Below are 21,624 nucleotides of genomic sequence, written 5' to 3'. Positions count from 1 at the left end.
TCACCGAATCACCTCTAAATGCTGGCCGCCGCCCTTGCGGGGGGCCGGCGGCCGAAAGGGTTATTGGTAGTTGGGATCACCGCTGTAGGTGGCAGTGATCGTGTGAGATCCCGCATTAAACAGCGTGTCCGTATAGGTACCATTGGTACCCGGAATCGTCACAGACCCAACACAGGTGGACGACGACTGCGATGCGCAGTTAATCGTACCCAAAGTGGTCGACCCATCTGTAATGGTGATTGTTCCGGACAATGGCAGCGGCGATGTAGTGAAGGACGAGTTCACTGTTACCTTCGCTGTGATGACGACTGCATCGCCATAAGTCGAGGGATTGAGCGAACTAGTTACGCTGGTGTTCAGAGCACTACTGGCCGCAGCTGCTGTCACGGTATGCGTGATGGCCGACGATGTTACAGACTCGAAGTTACTATCACCCTGATAAGCCACCGTGATAGAGTGAGACCCCTGAGCAAGGAGTTTCGTCCCACCTGTCCCATCCAGTGTTAGTGTGGCCGTGCACGTGTACTGGGTCGCGGTGCCATTTACTGAGCTCGTGCAGGAAGTGCCCAGTGCGGCGGTACCCAGGGTCGTAGTCCCGTCAAGGAATGTCACTGTCCCCGTAGGTGCGATTTGCGGGGCTGTCACAGATGCCGTCAAAGTCACGGCTTGGCCATATACACTCGTGCCTGCTGGAGCATCAGCGACGGAAGCTGTCGCAGTGCCTTTGCCAAAGGTAAATGCCACAGCATTCGAGGTGGACGCTACCAAGTTGGCGTCGCCACCGTATCGCACCGTGACGCTATGTGCGCCCGCATCAAAGTCATCGTATGCAAATGAGTATTGTTCCGTCGCAACGTTGAGCCGAGCGATCCCTACTGTCGCCACATATGGTCCCGGCACGCTGGCCTGTTCCACTTGGTTGCCCCAGAGCACAACGCTGGAGCCAGCAGTGCCTTTGATGGCCGCAGTGAAGCCCGTAGCTGCGGAAGTGGCAAAGGTCGCTGTGACCGAGCAGCGGGTCCAGGTACCAGCCGGAAGAGCGCATGACGCAGATCCCTCCGCAGCGCCTGACCCATCTGCAAGAGACAGCGTAATTGTGGTGCCGGCAGAGGAATACCCCCACACGGAATAGGTCATTGTTTGCCCGGCATACGATGGAGCGGACACCCCTGACACAACATATTGCACACCCGATACATTGTCCTGAAAGGTTATAGTGCTGGCCAAAGCGCTTGGCGCCATATTGCTGAACTCTGTCGGCGTACTTCCATCCGGGCCGCCTGCATTGCCGACTACTACGTTGACGTTGGAAGACGTGCCGGCAATTGCCCATCCGTTCGAGAGATCAACTTGCGAATACGGCAGCAGATTGGACCCAGGTACTGTGGTGAGTTGCGGATTGACCGGTATCAGCTGTACGGGTGTCCCGTTCTGCGTGTCATACACCGTCAATGGTTCGGTCGTCGGTGCTGGTGCACCCCCTGCAAACAATTGATAGGTAAAGACCAGCTCCGTTCCCACTGGCATGTTTGGCGTAAGAGGAACATTGTCACTGGGCAGACTCTGTACTGCGCTCAGTGAGCCGAGTGTATTGCGCTTGTTCACGGTCTGCGTGATGCTACCGGACGATTGCGCTAGCAGAGATTGCGCCCCCGCCAGTACAAGCACAGCTAGGGTGCGTGAGAGAACCTTCATAAGATGCCTTCCCAAGAGCGTTAAAAATAGTTTGAGTTTCCGTTGTAGGTAGCCACGATGGTGTGGCTACCCGCTGTCAGCGAAGATGTTGTGTAGTGCGCGTTGCCCGACGTGTCCAAGGGCACGGTCGCGAGCGCAGTGCCATCAACCGATATGGTCGCTGTGCCAGTAGGCACGGCACCTGCCCCGGAAAATTGAAATGTCAGCGTAATTGTGTCCCCGTAGGTAGAGGGATTTGGGGTGGATTTCCCTGTCACCGTCACCGGTGCCTTGTTCACCACCTGAGTTAAGGTAGTGCTGGTCACTCCATTATTGTTTGCGTCCCCGCTGTAGGTGGCAGTGATCGTGTGCGTGCCTGGGCTCAACCCAGCGACGGAGATCATAGCCACAGCATTCGATATCGTGCCCGTTCCCAGGGGCGTGGTCCCGTCAAGGAAGGTCACCGTCCCCGTTGCACCCGCAGTGACTGTGGCTGTGAGCGTGACCCCAGCACCGTATGTGGAAGGATTCGGTGTGGCAGACAGACTGATGCTGGGCGTTGCCTTGCTGACGACCAGAGTGATCGATGTCGAAGATGATCCGTATACACCATCGCCGTTGTACACCACGGTCCCCGTATACGTACCCGCATTGGCTGTGGCCGGCTGTAACGAGGTAGAAGTAGTTCCGCCTGATAGAGTCGTGGTCTGGCCACCAAAAACGCTCGGCCAGGTCACCGTCCCCGTTGCACCCGCAGTGACTGTGGCTGTGCAGGTGTAACTGTTGCCAAATGTCACAGGATTTGGCGAACAGACTGCGGAGATCGAGGAAGGAGCTTTCTGGACCACCTGCTGGAGACTGAGAGAGGTGCTGGACGACACTAGCGGGTCTCCTTGATAGGCCATCGTGATGGGGTGTGTGCCTGGCGCCAGTGTGGATGTACTGTAACTTGCTTGGCCACCATAGCCCGCTCGCGGTACCGCATCGGTCAAAATGTATGGACCGGCGGCTGCAGCGCTTTCAAGCTGCGGCTGAGCCCAGTACACCATTCCGCCGGCGGACACCGTCATGTTCGTAGCGCCAGCAAGCACCACTGCACTGGTTACCCCATTCGGAACCGTGAAGGTCACACTGAACCTTCCCTTGGAGCCCGCCATAGGACATATGGAGCCGTATACCGTTGTCCGCGAAGGGTCCGTTACCTCCCACTGTGGACAGCCAGCGGTCACTTGTGACGCATCAATGTAGCCAGACAATGTGTAGGTTTGCCCGGCCGTCACCGCCATAGTCATGGACTGGCTCCAGATGCCACTCACAGAAGATCCGGTACCGGAGTATGCGAATGCACCACTTGTGCCCGAACCAATCGAAATCTGAGCGATAGACATCGCACCGGGCCTGGACCAGTAGGACGCCCCATAAAAATTCGAATCGGGAACCATATTGAAGGTGGATAGCGCCGATACCCCTTGGCTCGACAGATTTGTGCCGTTGTCCGCGAAGACCACGGAGGACGTGGGTGCAGGCCCCCCGGTATGCACTAGACCGGAAAATGTGACACTTTGGCCCACTGTCGATGGGTTCGTACTGGACGCGATTGTGTCGGAGGAACCTGCAGTTGCCGTGATGGTAGCTGTGGCGCTGGCACTAGAATAATTCGAGTCTCCAGACCATACCGCTGTGACCGTAGAGCTGCCTGCCGTAAGAAGTTCTCCAGAAATGGACGCCTGCTGGCTCGTGTTGACGGGAATCGCTCCCCAGCCAAGCAGTGTGGGAGTGGTCGAGCCGGGAATGGTCCATAGGAGCTGTATGCCACCAGGGCCTACTCCTTGCTGATATTCCACGACGATCGTGTTCACGGCACCCGCAGTCAAAGCGATGGTGCCAGATTGCATATACGTTAAGTTCGACGCTGCTCCCTGCACCCCAGCAAGGTTCGCCACGAGCTGGGTCCCGTTGACAAACACATTTGCCCCGTCATCGGAATTTACCCCGATTGTGTAGGTGCCAGAGACTGGCGATACAAAGCTGCCAGTCCAGCGCGCATATACGTAGGTCTGATTCACCCCGCTCGGCGCGGCCAGCGCGTTCGGCCAGCTATTTGGCATTCCAGACTGGCTCGGGGCTACGTTGTAATTCAACGTGGCATCGTGCGTGATCGCTACCGGTGGGCTTGCAAGGCGGCCTCCATTGCCGGGATACCATGACGTGCTCGTGCCGTTCCACCATTCACCAGTCAGAGTGCTTGGCCAGAAGAAATACACCGTTCCGTCTGCGGCCGGGACGGTTGCAGTACAGGAGATCTTTGTGCCAATGGTCGTGGTCCCTGGGGAGCACGCTAACGCTACAGCAGCGTTCACGGTCACAGTCTGCGATGCGCTTACAGAGTTATTGTTTGCGTCCCCGCTGTAGGTGGCAGTGATCGTGTGCGTGCCTGGGCTCAACCCAGCGACGGAGATCATAGCCACAGCATTCGATATCGTGCCCGTTCCCAGGGGCGTGGTCCCGTCAAGGAAGGTCACCGTCCCCGTTGCACCCGCAGTGACTGTGGCTGTGAGCGTGACCCCAGCACCGTATGTGGAAGGATTCGGTGTGGCAGACAGACTGATGCTGGGCGTTGCCTTGCTGACGACCAGAGTGATCGATGTCGAAGATGATCCGTATACACCATCGCCGTTGTACACCACGGTCCCCGTATACGTACCCGCATTGGCTGTGGCCGGCTGTAACGAGGTAGAAGTAGTTCCGCCTGATAGAGTCGTGGTCTGGCCACCAAAAACGCTCGGCCAGGTCACCGTCCCCGTTGCACCCGCAGTGACTGTGGCTGTGCAGGTGTAACTGTTGCCAAATGTCACAGGATTTGGCGAACAGACTGCGGAGATCGAGGAAGGAGCTTTCTGGATGGTCACAGTCTGCGATGCGCTTACAGAGTTATTGTTTGCGTCGCCGCTGTACGTGGCAGTGATCGTGTAAGTGCCAGGACTCTTGCCGGACAGTCCGCTAACACTACCATTGATCCCGGTAGATGTCCATGTCGTACCATTGATGGTCCAAGATTCGCTGCCGGTCGGAGAAGATCCGCCCGTCAAACTTGACGAGCATGTCGTTGTCTGCAAGCCATACGTAATTGTGGTTGGAGAGCAGCTCACTCTCAAAGTCGGAGTAGCCTTGCCTTGCACTACCAGAGACACGGACGCAGTTGCCTGAGCATAGTCGGTCGTGTCAGAAGGATTACAGGTGACTGTCAGCGTATAGGTGCCAGGGGATGCAAATACATATCCGTTGGGATAGTTGTACGAACAAGACCCACTCTCGTGAAACGTGGCACTTAATTGTGTGCTAGAGAGTGGCGTACCAACCGGTATGGGGGCCGGTGTGCTCCAGGAGATTGCAGGCAGCACATTCTCAGTGAAGCTATAGCTGTCCCCATTGCTCCACCGGACCACAAGATTATGGCTGCCCACCGTCAGATTCGGACCCCAGGCCGTCTGATATTGCTCTTGGGTCTCTTCGATGCCTGACCCGCCCGCGCAGGTCCCATCCCCATACGGATCATTGCACCAGCCTTGCTCGGTTGCTTGGGTGGGCGTTAGAGAATCCAGGGCCACACCGTTGTCCGTTACTGAGCTGGAATAGGTGGAATACCCGGTATTACAAATACCGGTCTCGCCGCCGCAGTCGTATGAGTTGTCTTGGAATGTGATATACGCTTTGGTATTGCTGTACACGGTGGCTGTGTACGCTGGTGCTGAAGCGGTGCAGTTCGTCAGTTGAATTCCATCGAATTGATCCTGGATGCAGTTCTCTGAGGACGGACCATTTGCCAACCAGAAGCTTCCAGACAAATGATTGGCCGTAGCAAGGAAACGCACTCGCTCCTCTGAGCGCTGATCGAACACCAAACCATCCCATTGCTTTCTTAAGGAAAGCTGCTCTCCAGGTTGCGCCAGCGGCTGGCTTGGGGGACGGTTCGGAGATGGCGACGGAAGACGGACTGTAAACTTGGCCCGGTACGGTGCATACTGCTGATCGCCACTGTAATACACCGCCAAATGGTTCACTCCAGCTTGGAGCTGGATGTGAAATACAGCCTTGCCGTCTTCCAGCGACTTCCGTTGGAAGACTTTACCCTCATAGCCAAGCACTACGTCTCCACTCGGAGCTTGTGTCCCAGCGACCGAATGCACAACGACACCGATCGAGACCCCATTGTCAGATAGCTTTCCGTAATCTCCCAGAACGGTACCAACAATTACGTCCGCTGGGTTGACCAGCAGACGTACAGTCCGCGTCTGTCCACAATCGCTCACCACCAGCAGATCTTTGGCCAGAGACCGCCCTGATGTGGCCACACTTGCTGGGAGGGCATTCTCAATGGAGCAGGTGCTCGCCGTGAGGATCGCGCTTTGCGTTGTGCTCGCATCCATAACCTTCAGACCATCGGAATCTGCCAGTCCCAAGATGGCGTGCCCACGGCCAAACAGATCATCGAAGAATTGAGCCCCAGGCTGCGCCTGCAACCCTTGCACAAACAAGTGGCTGCCGAAACCGCCCACCACAGCCAAACCATCGGGAGTGCGCAGCACGACGACCCCGGTGTCATTGATACGGGAGAAGGCGGCGGAGCTAATCCCAGCAGGCAAGCCCGTAAGTTTCGAGAACTGGAAAGCTCCGCTTCCATCACCGCGGCCAAACCAAAAGGTTTCTCGCGAGGGATCTACGATCCCGATATCGTCGCTGCCGTCTCCATCGAGATCTCCGGACACTAACAAAGCACTTGAAGACAATTCCCCATCGGGAAAAGCAAGCGGGGCACCCGACAGGAAGCCACCCTGCAAATTGTTCAGGTAAATGTATGGCAATACTCCGCCGTCTGCGGCAAAGCGTAAGGCAACGATACTGTCGGCTGGCGTGGCTTTCCCCACCAGAAAGCGGCCAGGGACAGCATCGGAGACCGGATCGGAAGTTACGGTTCCTGTCAACACATACGCCGCCCCGCGCTTGGCGCTGTACATCATAGCTTTGCTGGCGGAGACAACCACCAAGTCGCTCCAGGACACTGGGCGAAACTTGGCGGGATGGACATGAACTGGATCTTGCCCGGATGATAGCTGTAACTCGTTTGCTATCTGCCAATTACCGACCGCTTCAGTAAGTTGCCAAGGTGCCCGGGTCGCACTGATGTTCGGCATGGTACGAGTTTGGGCAATGCTGCCTAGGGCCGACAAAATCAACCATGCCGCCAGCAACCACCTCTGCATGAGGCCGATATGGCGCACTTTGTAGCACATGGGTGCACGATAGAGCATCTATGTGCTTTGGCCGATAGACACTAGGAAAAAATTTCTGATCCTTGCCAGGGCCGGGCAGGAAAACAACATCGTTGTTAATCACACAATAGGAGTACTTGCATGTCGCATATAAAAACGCCTTGGGCTGCGACCCTCTTTCTAGCACTTCTACCGATAGCCTGTTCTTCGAAGACAAGCCCCACGGAGTCCAACTTTCGGGATGCTATCAACTATGCGCTAAGTAAACAGCCTCTGTGTGTCGGCACTTATGGGGTACATAGCTTTCCCATCACTGGTGATCAGGACCGACTCCTGGACCGTTTGGCAGAGAAGGGACTTGTATCCATCAGTCATCCGTACCCGTGGCAGACTCGCTATGACATCACACCAGCTGGGAGAGCAACGATGATGCACAGTTCCCATATCGTCAATCTTCTCATGGGTCCTGGGGACTATTACTTTTGCTATGGCACAGGCAAAGTAGACAAAATTCTGAATTACGAGGGGCCCAAGACTCTCTTGGGGGACACAGTGGTCGACGTCTCGTACGCCTGGAAGCTGTCCAAACCACTCCCGGACTGGGTCCGGGATCCAGAAGTTTTGAAGGCGGCGGGGAATGATGCCGAAGGAGGTACAGCACACATGATGCTGGTGCTAACGCATAACGGTTGGCGTGACACACAAGATATGGATCATTAATCGCGCCAAAGTGGATACGAACGATTACAAGGAGATCACCTCACTTTGATATCTACCCCGACTGTCCAGCGCAACGGCACAGCCAAAGACGTCCTACTAGAAGACTTTTATGCCAGTCGCAGTGCCATCGCCGATGCGATCCACTGTCTGCAGACTCGCGGACCGAATGCGCGAGACTATTATCCTCAAGGAGGTACAGCATTCACGCGCGCGGTCGAAGAACACACCGCGCGTATCCATCGGCTCACGGAAGTGTTGCAAGAGATCGATCAGATCATTGAGGCTGTCGACCGCCAATAATACTGTTTCGGAGCGTATTGCAGCGACGCGCGCAAACGGACAATCCTTGCGCAGCGCTGCCCGCTGCTGAAAAGACGAATCGTTTTATGAAGACCCTATTTCCAACGCCGCGTGCAGTCCAGCGCGCGGCCTTTGTCTTGAGCCGTTTTTCTCTGCTTGGCGTGTTTCTTTCTGTCGCAACAGCCAACATCACAAACTCTCTGCTGCTGAAATATGGGTTCAACGACCAGCCAGCCCATGCTTCCAAGCACGCTAGCTTTCGGGAACTCATGCAAGGATCGGCAGCACGGCCATTTGCCTACCGGTCCTTATTGCCGCGAATCGATTATGCGCTTGCCCAGCATATCGTCCGTCGGCATCCATCGCTTGCTGCTTCTTTCGAACAGCTGCACCTACATCGCTGCTACTTTGCTGATGTACGCGACATCGATTGGACACCCCCCGTAGCGACAGCCTATACCCTGATGTATTTTTTGATATTGGCGAGCACCGCTCTCGGCCTCTTTTTTGTCTACCGCATCGCCCGGTGGCGCAATCTGTCCTTCGCGCGTGCGCTAACCTTCCTTTGTGTATACAGTTTTCTGTTCCCTCTTCTTTTTCAGCGGAGTGTCTTCTTTTACGATTTTCTGGAGTTCGCCGAGGTTTTCGGTGCGGTGTACTTCTTTCTCGAAGGTTGGATGTTCCGCTGCACAGCCATCATCGTGCTCGGCTCGCTTGTCAAAGAGACCTTTTTTCTGGTACCAATTGCGTTGCTTTTCCTGCATAAAGATGAGGTCCCGCGCTCTAAGCGTCTGTGGTGGCTAGGCGCGCAGTTAACCTGCTCGCTCATGGCCCGGCACCTCATCATGCGTGGATTCGAGCACAACCCTGGCGGCATGGTCGAATTTCATCTTTGGGACAATATTGCTTTCTGGCTGAACCCAAAATACTACCTAGATTGGAACAATCTGCTCGCACCAGGTGTGTTCTTGCCCAGATTGGAAAATCCCCTCTTGGCTGTGCCCATTGCCCTGGCCGGACGTGATGCATGGCACGCTTCTGAGGAACGCTGGCACCGGTACTTCCTGGCCGCATTCCTTCCGCTATTGGCCCTCTTTATCGTGTTTGGGTATGGCGATATGTTCCGTAACTTTTCTCTTGCGCTGCCAGCCGTTGTCTTGCTTGCGCTGAATGCGGTGACCGACTCAAACAAAATACGGTTGATTTCAACAAGGGGGTATACTACTAGTGAGTAACTCTATGCACGATATCATCACAGTGGGTCTTCCGATTCTCGTCATCCTGCTCGGCATTCTACTGAACCGCGCCGATATTAAGGATGTGCGCGCCGAGATCAAGGACTTGCGAGCCGAGATCAATACCCGCTTTGACAAGTTCCGGGATGAGATCAATACCCGCTTTGACAAGTTCAGGGATGAGATCAATGCCCGCTTCGACGCTGTGGATGCGGAGCTCCGATACTTTCACGGCTTGACCGGCGAGATCAAGGGCCGCATCGATTCGCTGGAAAAGCGCGTCTCCTAAACTCAATCCTTAAGTGTTACCGGTCTAACTCGCAGCGCGAAACTCACTACATTTGCTACGAAACACTGACTTTTTACCGTCACGTTTCGGTCTTTTCCCCGGATGTCCCATGGCGTCAGCCTTAAGGTTTTGCTGGGCAGCGGCTTTCAGAAGTAAAAGGGCGCGCGCATGAATTTTCGAAGCGTAGCTTTCGGTGATTCCCAAGCGTATCCCTATCTCTTTCAGCGTCAGCTCTTCATAGTAGTAGAGCTTGATCACAGTTTGTTCCCGAGCGGGAAGCCCTGAGATATAGCGCACCAAAATCTGTGTTACCTCCTTCCGCTCGTAGCACTCATGCGGATTCATTCCGTTCGGGTATGGCGATCGCTGCGCTATTGGAAGGAAGGAAACATCCTGAGCTGGATCGAGGTGGATGTTGCGCAATTGCCACAATTGCGCAAGCTGTGCTTGATACCGACCCAGAGGGAGATTGAGGTAGGAAGCGACCTCGATTTCTGTAGGGCCGCGGCCGAAGATGATGCTCAGTCTCCGGATGGCCTCCTCAATCTCGCGCGCCTGTTGCCGCGAACCGCGGCTGGCAGGGTCTTCGGCGCGAATGCTGTCAATCATGGCCCCTTTAATTCGCGCGAAAGCAAAGCGCTCTAGCGAGTGCTCCTGTCCTGGATTGTACCGCCGGACTGCTTCCATAAGTCCGCATATACCGGCAGACACCAAATCCTGATAGTCGTGCTGTGGACAATGCCTGTGAATCTGGGTGGCCAGGCCCTTTACCGTTGGCAACAAAGAAATCACCAGCGCATCCGTCACTGCATGATCGTGACTTGGTTCCATATTTGTTCCGGATTATGGGTTTTATAATATTATACTGGATATTCTGTAACTGTCAAGTAGATAGTCTTTATTCCTGCTTTCCTTGCTCATATCAAACGGATATATAACGGCCGTGTATAGCACAAACAGTGTTATTGTCCTATTTTGCGGCAGGTCTCCGGAGCGAAAACTGTTCCGGCCGACCTCTCGATGGTGCGGGATCTTTGACGATGTGTCTGGTGCAAAATATGCGATTCTATCGTATATTTATCTTACTTATGTGGATTCCGCGTACGGTCGAACCGCGTCTGAAACGCTCCGCAAGGACGCGGCCCGTCCTGCTGCTCACCGGGGCCAGACAGACCGGCAAAACCTCTACCCTTCTGCGCCTGTTTCCGAAGCATTCCTTCGTGTCTCTCGATCTTCCTACTGAAGCCGAACAAGCGGAAAGGGAGCCGCGCGCGTTTCTGCAACGCCATCAGCCGCCTGTCATCATCGATGAGGTGCAATATGCGCCTGGTCTCTTCCGGCATCTTAAAGCTGAGGTCGATGGCCAACGTAGCCGCAATGGGCAATTCCTGCTGACCGGCTCACAGAAATTCGCCTTGATGAAGAATGTCTCCGAGTCGTTGGCAGGCCGGGCCGACATCGTGGAACTCGAAACGCTCTCGCTCTCCGAGATTCGAGCGGCCCTTCCCGACACCGGCATCGAGACCGCTATCGTGCGCGGCGGCTTTCCGGAACTTTATGCGAACCCGGATATCGATCTGATTGCGTTTTACAATTCCTATCTCGCTACCTACCTCGAACGGGATGTGCGCCTGCTCACAAATGTTGGGAGTCTGCGTGACTTCGAGCGATTTGTACGCGCCTGTGCGCTTCGCTCTGCGAACCTGCTCAATAAGGCCGACTTGGCCCGCGATGTTGGCATCGCACCTTCGACAGCCAGCCATTGGTTGTCCATGCTGGAGGCTTCCGGCCAAATCGTCCTGCTTGAACCGTGGTTTTCTAATCGCACCAAGTCGATCGTCAAAAGCCCAAAGCTTTACTTTGCCGATACCGGCCTCCTGTGTGCCTTACTCAATATTCGCTCCGAGGATGCGCTGCGGCAGTCTCCCGTAATCGGCGCAATCTGGGAAACCTTCGTTTTTACGCAACTTCGGGATCGCGAGCGCCGCGCGGGTCGTGTCGGCAGTTTGTTCTTCTGGCGCGATCGAACCCGGGAAGTGGACTTTGTGGTAGAGGCGGGAGGCCGCGTGGAACTCTATGAGGCGAAGTGGACTGAGGTACCGGATATGGCTGATGCCGTTAATCTTGAGTTCGCACGAAATGTGTTCGGCAAATCGCGGGTAACGGCCGGGGCAGTCATTTCCCGAACTCCCAATAGCTTCCCTTTGTCCGATGGATTCCGAGCACTGCCACTAACCGAGCTCGGATAGTACGCCACTCTATCTCCTCAGAGGAAGCATTTTCTTCGTATCCTCAAATGCGGGATGAGAAATGCGTGATTTGTTTGAAAATGCTGCGGACTGGGCAAGGCGATACCGTCCCATCCGAAAGCCCAATGGCTCCAATACGCGATGTGGTGGCACGGTGTTTGGACACTCCCACGAAGACCGCCAGTTCCTGGGCCGGATTGATCCGGAATTTATCTGGACGCTTTGCAATTACAAAGGCGTGTTCGAATACATTCAGGCCGGACGCCAGTCTGGTGCCGACGTCGTAGGATATCTGGTTACCGATGATCCTGTGCTTTTCGCCGACCGAAACACACGGTTCGCCATCGGATGGGACACAATTGATTGGGAATGCTTGAATGAAGGCACAGCTCCCGTTCCCGTTCATCAGCAGCCGGAACAAGAGTCACCACAAGAGGTACCTGCGTCACCAGCCTTGGTTTTCCGCCCGGTCGAACACATGCTGGGTAAGGTGTTCCGCAAGCCTTTCCCGATATCCAAGACCCTGCCAGCTGCGGTAAGCCCTGATCATGGGCAGCCCGATGCCATACCTGAGGGCCGTAAGAATTTCCGGCCTTTAGACCGGGGAGAATCTCCATCACCCGGTTTTTCGGCAGGCCCCGAACGGGAAGCAGTAGCTACCGTTAGTGAGGATACACTTCCAGTCCACCCATCGGACACCCTGAGTAGGGAAGTGGACCAGCCAACTACTGTTGCACCGCAATCCAGCCGGCAACCCAGGCCGCAGCGGCCAAAGCCCCTCAATATGCCAAAATCTCTCCCGATTCCTAGCATGGCCCCACCTGAGACACCGGCGCCAGATCCCAAACCGAAACAGCATTCTGTCCAACCGGCTGATATGCAGCTTCCCGTTACCCAAGAGGTAAAGCCGGATCCCATCCCACTCTCGTCGGCACCCCCACCTGAGACACCGGCGCCAGATCCCAAACCGAAGGTGGCGCCTGTGTCGCAAAAACCAAGAAAGACGGTAACGCGGTATTTACCGATTGGCCGAGATCAAGCCAGGCTCGACTTGGCGTGCTTTGGGGTATGGCCACGGTCTACACCCTGTACTCATTGCCGTGGCACCGGTTTCTTGGCTGATGTCCATCGCGGACAGCTCGAATGCGACAGATGCGATGGACGAGGCTGGAATCCTGCTCCGGATGATCCGCTCGAATATCAGGTTGTGCTCGCATAGCGGACATCCGACATGTTGCAAGCACGTTTTATCCAAATTTTTGTTGCATTTAGCCGATTTCGGGGTATCTTCGTAATAACGAAGGTGCCTGATGAAAAAGGTTGTAATTGTACCACTGTCTGAAATCCACCGATTCCCAGGCACCTCTGTCCTCGCTCAAGGCAGCACAATTGCTGCCCTGATGGGCGAAAGCAGCGTGGCGAGGAGCCGGGCCTCTTTTCCGTCCGAAGAAGAGTTCTACGATGCTGTTGCCTGTGGCAACGCAGACCTCCAGACGTTTGCCACGGAAGAGGACGCCCGGGATTTTGCGCGAAACAAGATCCGCTTCCTTGAAGAAAAGGCAAAGACGATCCAGGAGATCCTCTCCCGTAACGCCAATGCCTCTGCCAAGAAACCGGCAACAAAAACTAAGGGCCGGCCCAGGCAGGTCCTCGAACAAGTGGTCTAACTATTTGCTTTTACGCTTGCGGTTGCCGCGCAGCCCATACTCATGGGCCGCCCACGCTATGATGGTCCTCAAAGCGCGGCTATGGTTGTTTTTACCGAGCACCTGTTGGGAGAGCTTATCCAACAGCGCGTTCATTGCCTTGGTCGTCCGGTATCGGAGTCGTTGGTCCAGTCTGGCCACGGAGTCCAGCTTTGCATATTCCCTATAGAAAAATCTCCTGACATCGAGATAGGTGCTACCCTCAGCGCACTTTTCGATCAGATACCGAATCGTGGCAGATTGGCCAAGATGCAGAAGTAGGCCAAGGCCCACTAAGTCACTGCGGGTCTGGGAACTGCCCATGAATATCCTGTCGATGGAAAATGCAGATATCCTGCGGCTTGACCGGCGGTCTAACAAAGGTCCTACGGGAGTTATTTGAACGGCAGGGACCGGCAAATGGCACAAACGAGCCTTTTGCTTATTTGCTGGAGGCGGCGGTGCCCAGCCGGTCTGAACGGCATACCTGTAGAACAGAATCCGCGACACCAGACACAAATTCGGTCGTCTCACGACATCACACGCCAGGGCCAGGAGTTCTTGCAACAATTCCGTGGACAGATATGGCTGGATGGACCGAGCATTGGGAACCGATCTGTCAAAGAATTCTGAGTGCTGGCGGTAATAACGCCGCAACTCCTCTCTGCGTGATGGATCCGCCACAGTTTCCTGGACGATGCTGCGGAAAAGTGCAGAAGCCTTGCGCAATTGCATTTCATGCACCGCGAGCTTCTCGTAGACCTCTGAAGGAAGCTTAATGAATACTCTCGTGGCATCTGGTTTCGCTTTCGACACCAGTTTGTCTCCATTTCACTCATTTCGGCCTCTCCAGCATATCAAGGGAATCATAAGGCCATGGGAAACAACGCATCTGTTGCTGCATTGGTGAACGAGGCGATTTGGAGGGTCGGGGGAAGCTCCAACACAGTATCCGGGAACTGCGGAATGTTCGCCCTCGCTTTGGCCCGTTGGCTCATCAAAGCCGGATACCATCCCACCATTGGAGTATGGTCCGATGCGCCTCGTAATTCTACGGACATACTTACGCGCACCTGCTCTATTGAGCATGTGTGTGTCGAATGCTCGGGAAAACTCTGGGACGGTGAAGGAGAGCAGAGCAAAAACAATGTAGAGGCCATCATCGCACAAGAACGCGGGCCTGAAGTCCGGATCCACTATTTCAGTGGATTCGATCCTCATGCCCCTCAATTGATAGGTGCAATTACACGCAGGACGGCACACTGGATCTCATTTCAGGACTTTCTAGAAGAGATCGAAGGCCGTTCCTTGAATCCTTCCTGCAATGCGTGCCTACCTGCTATATAAATTTGGCGCACAAGGAGATTAGCAGTGGACCCATATCCCATCACGACTATTCTCGATTATCGCGTCCCTCTCCCGGGTGGTTGTCGGGAGCGAGATGATGTCCCAGCTCATATCAAGTGCGTGCTCTCCTGGCCGAGAGGAATACTTGCACCGACGCTCGTGTAGATGAGATCGACAAGATCATTCTCTCGCTCTTAGGGAAGCTCTGCACAGGTCACTGATCCGTGGAGATTGGCCGCAGCGGTGTTTTTCTGGCAGGTTTCTGAGCGGATTTTTGCGTGATTGTGTGCTGATTTTTCTCTCGGAAGGCCTTCTTTCGGCCCCCCCCGGACACACTACGCCCCGAGCGGGGCCAGCCGTTTGCGGTGCTGGTAGAGATTCACCAGCGCGAAGGCGGCCAGCAGCCACTCGTGGTTTTTCTTCAGGCCGCGATAGCGCGTTTTGGTAAATCCAAACACCCGCTTCAGGATGCGGAAGGGCCACTCCACCTTCGCCCGCACCCGGGCCTTGGTGCGGTCCTTTCTTCTCTGCTTTTCATCCCCGCCGCCCCTGTATCGGGTTCGCCGCGAGGTCATGTCCTGCGCATGCGGAGCCGCCTCGCGAATCGCACTGCTCTGTCCCTGATACCCGCCGTCGCCCCACACTTTCCGCTCCTCACCATGCAGCAGGTCGGGCAGCATGTGCTTGTCGGCCACTGACGCCGCCGAAGTGCAGACCGAGTGCACGATCATTTCCTTCGAGTCCACGCCGATGTGCGCCTTCATGCCAAAATGCCACTCGTTGCCCTTGCGCGTCTGGTGCATCTCCGGATCGCGCTCCTGACGGCTGTTCTTCGTTGAGCTGGGCGCGGCGATGATCGTCGCATCCACAATCGTGCCCGTCGAGATACGCAGCCCCGGCTCGCCAGATAGTCATTGACCGTGTCGAGGATCTGGCCGCATAACTCGTGCGTCTCCAGCAGGCGCCGAAAGCGAAGGATCGTCGTCTCGTCCGGCGCCGGCGCGCGGCCCAGGTCCACGCCCGCAAAGCGCCGCAATGCCGGCGACTCATAAAGAGCATCTTCCGCGCCGGGGTCGGACAGATTGGACCACTGCGGCAGAAAATACACCCGCAGCATGATTGACAGGCCCACCGGCTGACGCCCGCTGCCCGCCTTCGGATCGTACGGCCCAATCACCGCCTCCAATTCCCGCCACGGAACCACTGTCTCCATTAGGCTTAGAAACTCTTCCCGACGGCTCTTCCGTGAGTACCGCTCAAAACCCGGCTGGCTCGCCAAAGTCTGCTGAAAATGCGCCTTACCCTTCATCTCTCTACTTTATGCAATCCCTACGCGGCCTGCTGACTTGTGCAAAGCTTCCCTAACGATCTGTCTTGGCCCGCGCCAGGAGTTTCGCGGCATTGAGAATGACAATCCGGTGGCCCCGAATGGCAATGACCTTTTCATCCACAAGCTTATGCAGGTTTCGGGTGACAACTTCACGCACCGAGCCTAACTGTGCGGCGATCCTCTGGTGAGAAAGCGGCAGAGAGAACGAAATGCCATCCTTCAATTCGCCTGCTTGACGGGCTGCCTCTTCGGCAAACATGGCTGCAAGCCTCTGGGCAACGTCTCTTAAGGAAAGCTGTTCCGCCAGGGTCGCCACATGGCGCAAGCGCTTTGCCAGGACGCCTAAGGCAGAAAGGGCTGCATCCGGGTTCTCCATCAGAAACTCCCGCACCTGCTCCTTGGGCAGAAACAACACTACCGAATCTTCTTCCGCTACAACCGTGGAAGGATATGTACCCTGATCAAATACTGGAACCTCGGCCAAAGTTGCACCAGCGCGCTCTACGTGGATCGTCTGCTCCCGGCCGTCCGAGTTTTGCCGGAAGGCCCGCAAAGCTCCGGACACAATCACAAACAGCCCACGGGCCGGATCGCCAGCGCTGAAGAGAATTTCCTCCCGGCTGAGCCGCCGTTCAATGGTTGTCTCGGCAAGTTGCTTGAGCGCGCTTGCTGATACCTGGCCGAAAAGTTCTGTCCTTTTTAGGGCATTTATTTTTTCCTGAGCTGACATATCTTTTCTGGCCTCACCTCGCAGACTACAACTGATCATCTATATGATCGGATAGAAATGTGATCTAAGTCACTGCCTGCTGCTCCTGTCCACTGCGAAGATGAAGCCCAGAGGTAACCATGAGCTTCACTGCTGAAACACCCGTTCGCGAAATTGCCATAGAACGTCCAGAGGCGATCCCCCTGCTGGAAAGCCTGGGAATTGATTATTGCTGTAACGGAGGGCACACGCTCGCCCAGGCGTGCTCGAAACGGAATATTCCCGTGGCGGCTGTTGTAACGGAATTGGAAAAGCAAAATACAAGGCCACAAGCACTGTCCTGGGCGCAGATGTCCTTGGGAGAACTCTGCACTCATATTATTGACCGGCATCACGCCTACGCACGACAGCAGATTGAGCTGATCGGCAATCTTCTCACAAAGGTGCAACAGCGGCACGGCGCGGGTCATCCTGAACTCTTTCTCATCGGCCAGATCTTTGCAACAGTCGCAGCGGAGATAGGGCACCACTTCCATTGTGAAGAAGATGTGCTGTTCCCCTACATCACGCAGACAGAAAAGGAGCCGGGATCGGCCCAACTTCCCGTGTTCCAAAGTGTTGAATACCCTGTCCGTCGCATGCTCACGGAGCATGACCAGACAGGCGAAAAACTAAGCCAGATACGCGAGAAGACAAATAACTACCAACCGCCCGCAGATGCCTGTACCACGTTTCGCGCCCTTTGGAAGGCGTTCGAAGACCTGGAAAAGGATATGCATCTACACGTTCATCTTGAAAACAACATTCTCTTTCCACGTGCGCTCAAGTTGACGGAGAAGCAGGGGTGAGCGACGCGGCTCGTATTCAATCTGAGCGGCAGAGTCAGCGGCTGGTGACCGCTTATATCGTGAGCGGCATGTTTTTTATGCTGCTTCCGGGCACATTTCTCGGGGTCTGGAACCTGCTGAACATCTCGCAAGCGCATCTGCCATCGGCACTGCCGCAAGCATGGTTACAGGCGCATGGGCAGGCGCAGATTTTTGGCTGGATCGGCTCTTTCATACTTGGCATCGGCTTCTATTCACTCACCAAGATGCAGAGCAGCCGCGCCTTTCCTTCTCTCGCCGCCTGGGCAGCCTGGGTGCTCTGGACGCTTGGCGTATCTTTGCGATGGACGACGGGGATCATACATGCATATTGGCGCATTCTGCTGCCATTGTCTGGCGTCCTTGAATTGGCGGCGTTCGTTCTGTTTTACCGTTCGGTGCGCCGGCACCGGACGAACTCCGGCAACAAGCCGGAAGCATGGATGCGTCTGGTAGGTTATTCCACCATCGTCTTTTTGCTGGCGTTGACGGTGAACTGCTGGTTGCTTGTGGGGCAGGCACTTCGGGGAGGGTCGCCTGCCCTGTCGCACGTTCCTGATCAGCAGTTCATTGTCCTGGCGGTCTGGGGCGTGCTGGTACCCACCATCTGGGGATTCAACGCGCGTTGGCTGCCCATTTTTGCCGGACTCAAGCAGCCTGACGATTGGGGCCTTCTCTCTGCGTATTTCCTGGGTCTTGCCGGCGTCGCTGCAACATTTCTTTCTTTGTTGCCGATAGCGTCCGTCCTCTTTCTTGCTGCTGCTATACTTTCCATTCTTGCGCTGCATGTGTGGGAACCGGCGGTCAACCCGCCCAAGCTGCTGAATGTCCATCCCAGCTTTGCCTGGTTTGCAAGGCTTGCCTATATCTGGCTTCTGGTTTCGTGTGCTCTTACTTTGCTGGCAGTCCGTTTTGATCAGTCTGGAGGATTCTGGGGCGCGAGCCGCCATGCTCTGACAGTCGGATTTGTGGCAGGAATGGTGTTTACGGTTGGGCAACGCATCTTGCCCGCCTTCTGCGGCATGCGGGTCCTCTGGAGCAAGAAGCTCATGTTCTGGTCGCTGCTGCTTCTTTTCGCCGGATGCGCGCTTCGAGTTTCATTTGAACCCTTGGCCTACGAAAATCTATGGGCACCGGCATGGAAGGTCCTTCCTGCTTCCGCTGTGCTCGAACTGCTCGCCGTCACGCTGTTTGCGCTTAACATCTCTGTAACCTTGCTCCGTCCCCCTGCTCATCTGCTTGTACATCTCAAACCAAATCTCACGTCACGAGGGCGTTAATGAACTCATACAAACGGCTCTGGATTGCATTGATCATGGTCTTAGGAATTTCATTTGCAGTGCTCGGCGGAATTGGCCGACACATCATCAGCCACGCTCCGCCTATTCCGGCACGCGTGACGACGCCCGATGGCAAGATACTGTTTACTGGCAGCGATATCGTCAACGGTCAAGGGGTATGGCAGTCCATTGGGGGCCAGGAGATAGGGACCGTGTGGGGGCATGGCGCTTACGTTGCCCCGGACTGGACTGCCGACTGGCTGCATCGCGAGTCTCTCTTTACGCTGAATGAGTGGGCACGCGAGGAAGGTGGTATTTCATATGAGGCGCTCTCCGATGAAGGAAAGGGCGCACTTCAGGCACGCCTGCGCGGTGAAATACGCCGCAATACCTTCGATCCTGCCACGCAGACTCTGACCATCAGTCAGGTCCGCGCTGCGGCCTTCGAAGAACTCGAACGGTATTATGCTGACATCTTCGCCCATGGCCGGAGCAATTACGCAATTCCTGCGGGCGCGCTGACTGATACGGTCAAGCAGCGCCAGATGGCCGCATTCTTCTGGTGGACGGCGTGGGCCGCCACAACCGAACGCCCTGGTGAAGAAGTAACCTACACAAACAACTGGCCGCATGAGCCATTGGTTGGAAACCAACCGACTCCTGGGGCCATTGTCTGGAGCGTGATCAGTTTTGTGTTGCTGCTGGCTGGAGTAGGCGGCATGGTCTGGCACTTCGCCTCCAGAGAGCCGGAGACAAATCATGTGCCGCCTCCTCAGCGTGATCCGCTGCTTGGGTTAAATCCCACTCCATCACAAAAAGCTACAATTAAGTATTTCTATATTGCTGCTGCCTTGGTCCTCGTTCAAATTGCGGTGGGCATCATCACGGCCCATTACGGAGTAGAAGGCTCCGGTTTCTACGGTATTCCGCTGGCCAAGTGGCTGCCGTATTCCATCACCCGCACGTGGCATTTGCAACTTGCCATCTTCTGGATTGCCACATCATGGCTGGCGACTGGCCTTTATGTCGCTCCGGCTGTCAGCGGCCATGAGCCGAAAGGCCAGCGCTTTGGGGTAAACGTGCTCTTTGTTGCACTGGTGCTGGTCGTAGTTGGTTCGCTTGCTGGAGAGTGGTTCGGCATCGAGCAAAAGCTCGGTAACCTCTGGTTCTGGTTCGGCAGCCAGGGGTACGAATATGTTGACCTGGGCCGCTTCTGGCAAATACTGCTTTTTGTCGGATTGACCTTCTGGCTTTGGCTGATGTGGCGCGCACTGCGTCCGGCCTTGGCAAAACCATCGGAGAGCCGTCCACTGCTTGTGCTTTTTCTCATCAGTAGTATCGCTATTCCGCTATTCTATGCTTCAGGGTTGATGTACGGACAGCGCAGCAATTTGGTCACGGCAGAATACTGGCGCTGGTGGGTCGTTCATCTTTGGGTGGAAGGATTTTTTGAGGTCTTTGCAACAGTTGTGATTGCTTTTCTCTTCACGCGGCTCAAACTGCTGCGCACAGAGACAGCAACGAAGGCAGTGTTGTTCTCAACCGTCGTCTTTCTTTCGGGTGGAATTATCGGCACCTTTCATCACCTCTATTTCAGCGGTACAGGTCCAGCGGTGATCGCTCTGGGGTCGGTCTTCAGCGCGCTGGAAGTCGTGCCGCTGGTGCTGATCGGCTTTGAGGCTTGGGAGAACATCCGGTTGAGCCGGCAAAGCAATCGGGCGGTGTGGGTTGCTGCTTACAAGTGGCCCATCCTGTTTTTTGTCGCCGTGGCCTTCTGGAACTTCGTTGGTGCAGGATTGTTCGGCTTTTTTATCAATCCTCCGATTGCGCTGTATTACATGCAGGGGTTGAACACAACGGCCGTTCACGGACACACTGCCTTGTTTGGAGTTTATGGAATGCTCGGCCTCGGTCTGATGCTCTTCTGCCTGCGTGCATTGCAGCCAGGAAAGGCATGGAAAGACAAACCACTGGCATTCGCCTTCTGGAGCATCAATATTGGCCTTTCTCTGATGGTCCTGTTGAGCCTTTTGCCCGTGGGCCTGCTGCAGGCGTGGGCATCAGTGAAGTATGGCACCTGGTATGCACGCTCTTCCGAGTTTCTGCAAACAGGTGCGATGAATGACCTGCGATGGCTGCGTGTTCCCGGCGACACCATCTTCGCCATCGGCATGTTTGCCTTCTGCTGGTTCCTACTGGGACTGCTGACTGGCCATTCGTATGATGAGAACCTGCATGTCGAAGAGGGGAGCTGGGAGCTTGTCGGGAGGACGCATGGAGATTAGGGCTAAAGCTGATGCCAATACGAAGAAAAGGCAGGTCCTTCGCCTTGCTCAGGGAGGATAACATTTGTGCTGCGCATGAATAACCACCGTCATAGTTATCACGCTGTCGTGGAAGCGGCGGTACAGCGATCACGTCCAGTAACTCTTACAGCGCTCGCTGTCCGCTGACGTTCTCAGTCTTCTGGGACTCGATGGTATATACGTTGCAACTGCTCGACAGAATAGCTAGATGGTGGACGCGGTAGGAATCGAACCTACAACCTGTCGATTAAGAGTCAAGAGACAGTAAACAGGAAGTTGCCAGCTAACTCATTCTGAAACAGTAGCTTGCAATAACGAACGCCCGCACGGATGCGATGTTGGAAGCGCTGGAAATACTTGAAAA

15 protein-coding genes are annotated in these 21,624 nt (G+C 55.4%); 9 read left to right on the top strand and 6 right to left on the bottom strand.

All coding sequences use genetic code 11. The features are described from left to right. Positions 1-60: 60 nt before the first annotated feature. Entirely contained in the window at positions 61-1,695 is a 1,635-nt protein-coding gene (locus N655_RS0101330; RefSeq protein WP_026441545.1) for an Ig-like domain repeat protein, read from the bottom strand. A gap of 20 nt (positions 1,696-1,715) precedes the next feature. Further along, positions 1,716-6,692 carry an Ig-like domain repeat protein gene (locus N655_RS0101325; protein ID WP_162173465.1) on the bottom strand — a complete coding sequence of 1,659 codons (4,977 nt, stop codon included), beginning with the start codon at positions 6,690-6,692 and terminating at the stop codon, positions 1,716-1,718. Positions 6,693-7,370: 678 nt separating this feature from the next. Between N655_RS0101325 and N655_RS20425 the strand changes: the two genes are divergently transcribed. The 3 genes from N655_RS20425 to N655_RS16680 all read left to right on the top strand — a co-directional run bounded on the left by N655_RS20425 (position 7,371) and on the right by N655_RS16680 (position 9,488). Continuing rightward, a complete protein-coding gene (locus N655_RS20425; RefSeq protein WP_155987455.1) occupies positions 7,371-7,664 on the top strand; it encodes a hypothetical protein in 294 nt (97 codons plus the stop codon). A 437-nt stretch (positions 7,665-8,101) separates the two neighbouring features. After that, positions 8,102-9,199: a hypothetical protein gene (locus tag N655_RS16685; RefSeq protein WP_155987454.1), complete on the top strand. Its 1,098-nt coding sequence runs from the start codon at positions 8,102-8,104 to the stop codon at positions 9,197-9,199. Positions 9,200-9,203: 4 nt separating this feature from the next. Then, positions 9,204-9,488, top strand: a complete 285-nt coding sequence (locus N655_RS16680) for a hypothetical protein (protein ID WP_044933774.1) — start codon at positions 9,204-9,206, stop codon at positions 9,486-9,488. Positions 9,489-9,512: 24 nt separating this feature from the next. Here the strand turns inward: N655_RS16680 and N655_RS0101300 are convergent, their stop codons facing one another. Beyond that, positions 9,513-10,319: a sigma-70 family RNA polymerase sigma factor gene (locus N655_RS0101300; RefSeq protein ID WP_026441541.1), complete on the bottom strand. Its 807-nt coding sequence runs from the start codon at positions 10,317-10,319 to the stop codon at positions 9,513-9,515. 227 nt (positions 10,320-10,546) lie between these two features. Here N655_RS0101300 and N655_RS16675 point away from each other — a divergent pair, with 227 nt between their 5' ends. Continuing rightward, positions 10,547-11,737 (top strand): ATP-binding protein, encoded by a 1,191-nt coding sequence (locus N655_RS16675; RefSeq protein ID WP_162173464.1) that lies wholly within the window; start codon positions 10,547-10,549, stop codon positions 11,735-11,737. 1,310 nt (positions 11,738-13,047) lie between these two features. Beyond that, complete coding sequence (locus N655_RS0101285) at positions 13,048-13,404, top strand: hypothetical protein (protein WP_026441539.1); 357 nt, start codon at positions 13,048-13,050, stop codon at positions 13,402-13,404. Here N655_RS0101285 and N655_RS0101280 read toward each other — a convergent pair whose 3' ends face one another. Continuing rightward, positions 13,405-14,238: a hypothetical protein gene (locus tag N655_RS0101280; protein ID WP_026441538.1), complete on the bottom strand. Its 834-nt coding sequence runs from the start codon at positions 14,236-14,238 to the stop codon at positions 13,405-13,407. Positions 14,239-14,298: 60 nt separating this feature from the next. On the opposite strand from N655_RS0101280, the gene N655_RS0101275 reads away from it, so the two are divergent. After that, positions 14,299-14,769, top strand: coding sequence for a hypothetical protein (locus N655_RS0101275; RefSeq protein ID WP_026441537.1), 471 nt, complete (start codon positions 14,299-14,301; stop codon positions 14,767-14,769). A 335-nt stretch (positions 14,770-15,104) separates the two neighbouring features. On the opposite strand, the gene N655_RS16670 is transcribed toward N655_RS0101275, so the two are convergent. Together N655_RS16670 and N655_RS0101265 are read right to left on the bottom strand one after the other, a co-directional pair. Next, a protein-coding gene (locus N655_RS16670; RefSeq protein ID WP_238324427.1) for an IS5 family transposase occupies positions 15,105-16,078 on the bottom strand; the annotation gives its coding sequence in 2 pieces (ribosomal slippage) (positions 15,105-15,667 and positions 15,667-16,078; 975 coding nt in all). 52 nt (positions 16,079-16,130) lie between these two features. Continuing rightward, positions 16,131-16,829, bottom strand: coding sequence for a Crp/Fnr family transcriptional regulator (locus N655_RS0101265; protein ID WP_026441536.1), 699 nt, complete (start codon positions 16,827-16,829; stop codon positions 16,131-16,133). A 119-nt stretch (positions 16,830-16,948) separates the two neighbouring features. Between N655_RS0101265 and ric the strand changes: the two genes are divergently transcribed. The 3 genes from ric to N655_RS0101250 are packed head-to-tail and all read left to right on the top strand — an operon-like array spanning position 16,949 to position 21,239. Further along, positions 16,949-17,656, top strand: coding sequence for an iron-sulfur cluster repair di-iron protein (gene ric, locus N655_RS0101260; protein WP_049961181.1), 708 nt, complete (start codon positions 16,949-16,951; stop codon positions 17,654-17,656). After that, positions 17,653-18,954 carry an NnrS family protein gene (locus tag N655_RS16665; RefSeq protein ID WP_044933772.1) on the top strand — a complete coding sequence of 434 codons (1,302 nt, stop codon included), beginning with the start codon at positions 17,653-17,655 and terminating at the stop codon, positions 18,952-18,954. The genes ric and N655_RS16665 overlap by 4 nt, the downstream gene beginning before the upstream one ends. Next, positions 18,954-21,239: a nitric-oxide reductase large subunit gene (locus tag N655_RS0101250; protein ID WP_026441534.1), complete on the top strand. Its 2,286-nt coding sequence runs from the start codon at positions 18,954-18,956 to the stop codon at positions 21,237-21,239. Before N655_RS16665 ends, N655_RS0101250 begins: the two co-directional genes overlap by 1 nt. Positions 21,240-21,624 lie beyond the last annotated feature (385 nt).

The sequence above is a fragment of the Pseudacidobacterium ailaaui genome (assembly GCF_000688455.1).
GTDB lineage: Bacteria > Acidobacteriota > Terriglobia > Terriglobales > Acidobacteriaceae > Pseudacidobacterium > Pseudacidobacterium ailaaui.
This window is presented reverse-complemented; position numbering and strand designations above follow the sequence as displayed.

Excerpts from the sequence above, each read along its gene's own strand:
- N655_RS0101325 (WP_162173465.1), bottom strand. The coding sequence starts at position 6,692 with ATGATGTACAGCGCCAAGCGCGGGGCGGCGTATGTGTTGACAGGAACC.
- N655_RS0101285 (WP_026441539.1), top strand. The coding sequence starts at position 13,048 with ATGAAAAAGGTTGTAATTGTACCACTGTCTGAAATCCACCGATTCCCA.
- N655_RS0101300 (WP_026441541.1), bottom strand. The coding sequence starts at position 10,319 with ATGGAACCAAGTCACGATCATGCAGTGACGGATGCGCTGGTGATTTCT.
- ric (WP_049961181.1), top strand. The coding sequence starts at position 16,949 with ATGAGCTTCACTGCTGAAACACCCGTTCGCGAAATTGCCATAGAACGT.
- N655_RS16675 (WP_162173464.1), top strand. The coding sequence starts at position 10,547 with ATGCGATTCTATCGTATATTTATCTTACTTATGTGGATTCCGCGTACG.
- N655_RS16680 (WP_044933774.1), top strand. The coding sequence starts at position 9,204 with ATGCACGATATCATCACAGTGGGTCTTCCGATTCTCGTCATCCTGCTC.
- N655_RS20425 (WP_155987455.1), top strand. The coding sequence starts at position 7,371 with ATGATGCACAGTTCCCATATCGTCAATCTTCTCATGGGTCCTGGGGAC.
- N655_RS0101275 (WP_026441537.1), top strand. The coding sequence starts at position 14,299 with ATGGGAAACAACGCATCTGTTGCTGCATTGGTGAACGAGGCGATTTGG.
- N655_RS0101330 (WP_026441545.1), bottom strand. The coding sequence starts at position 1,695 with ATGAAGGTTCTCTCACGCACCCTAGCTGTGCTTGTACTGGCGGGGGCG.
- N655_RS0101265 (WP_026441536.1), bottom strand. The coding sequence starts at position 16,829 with ATGTCAGCTCAGGAAAAAATAAATGCCCTAAAAAGGACAGAACTTTTC.
- N655_RS0101250 (WP_026441534.1), top strand. The coding sequence starts at position 18,954 with ATGAACTCATACAAACGGCTCTGGATTGCATTGATCATGGTCTTAGGA.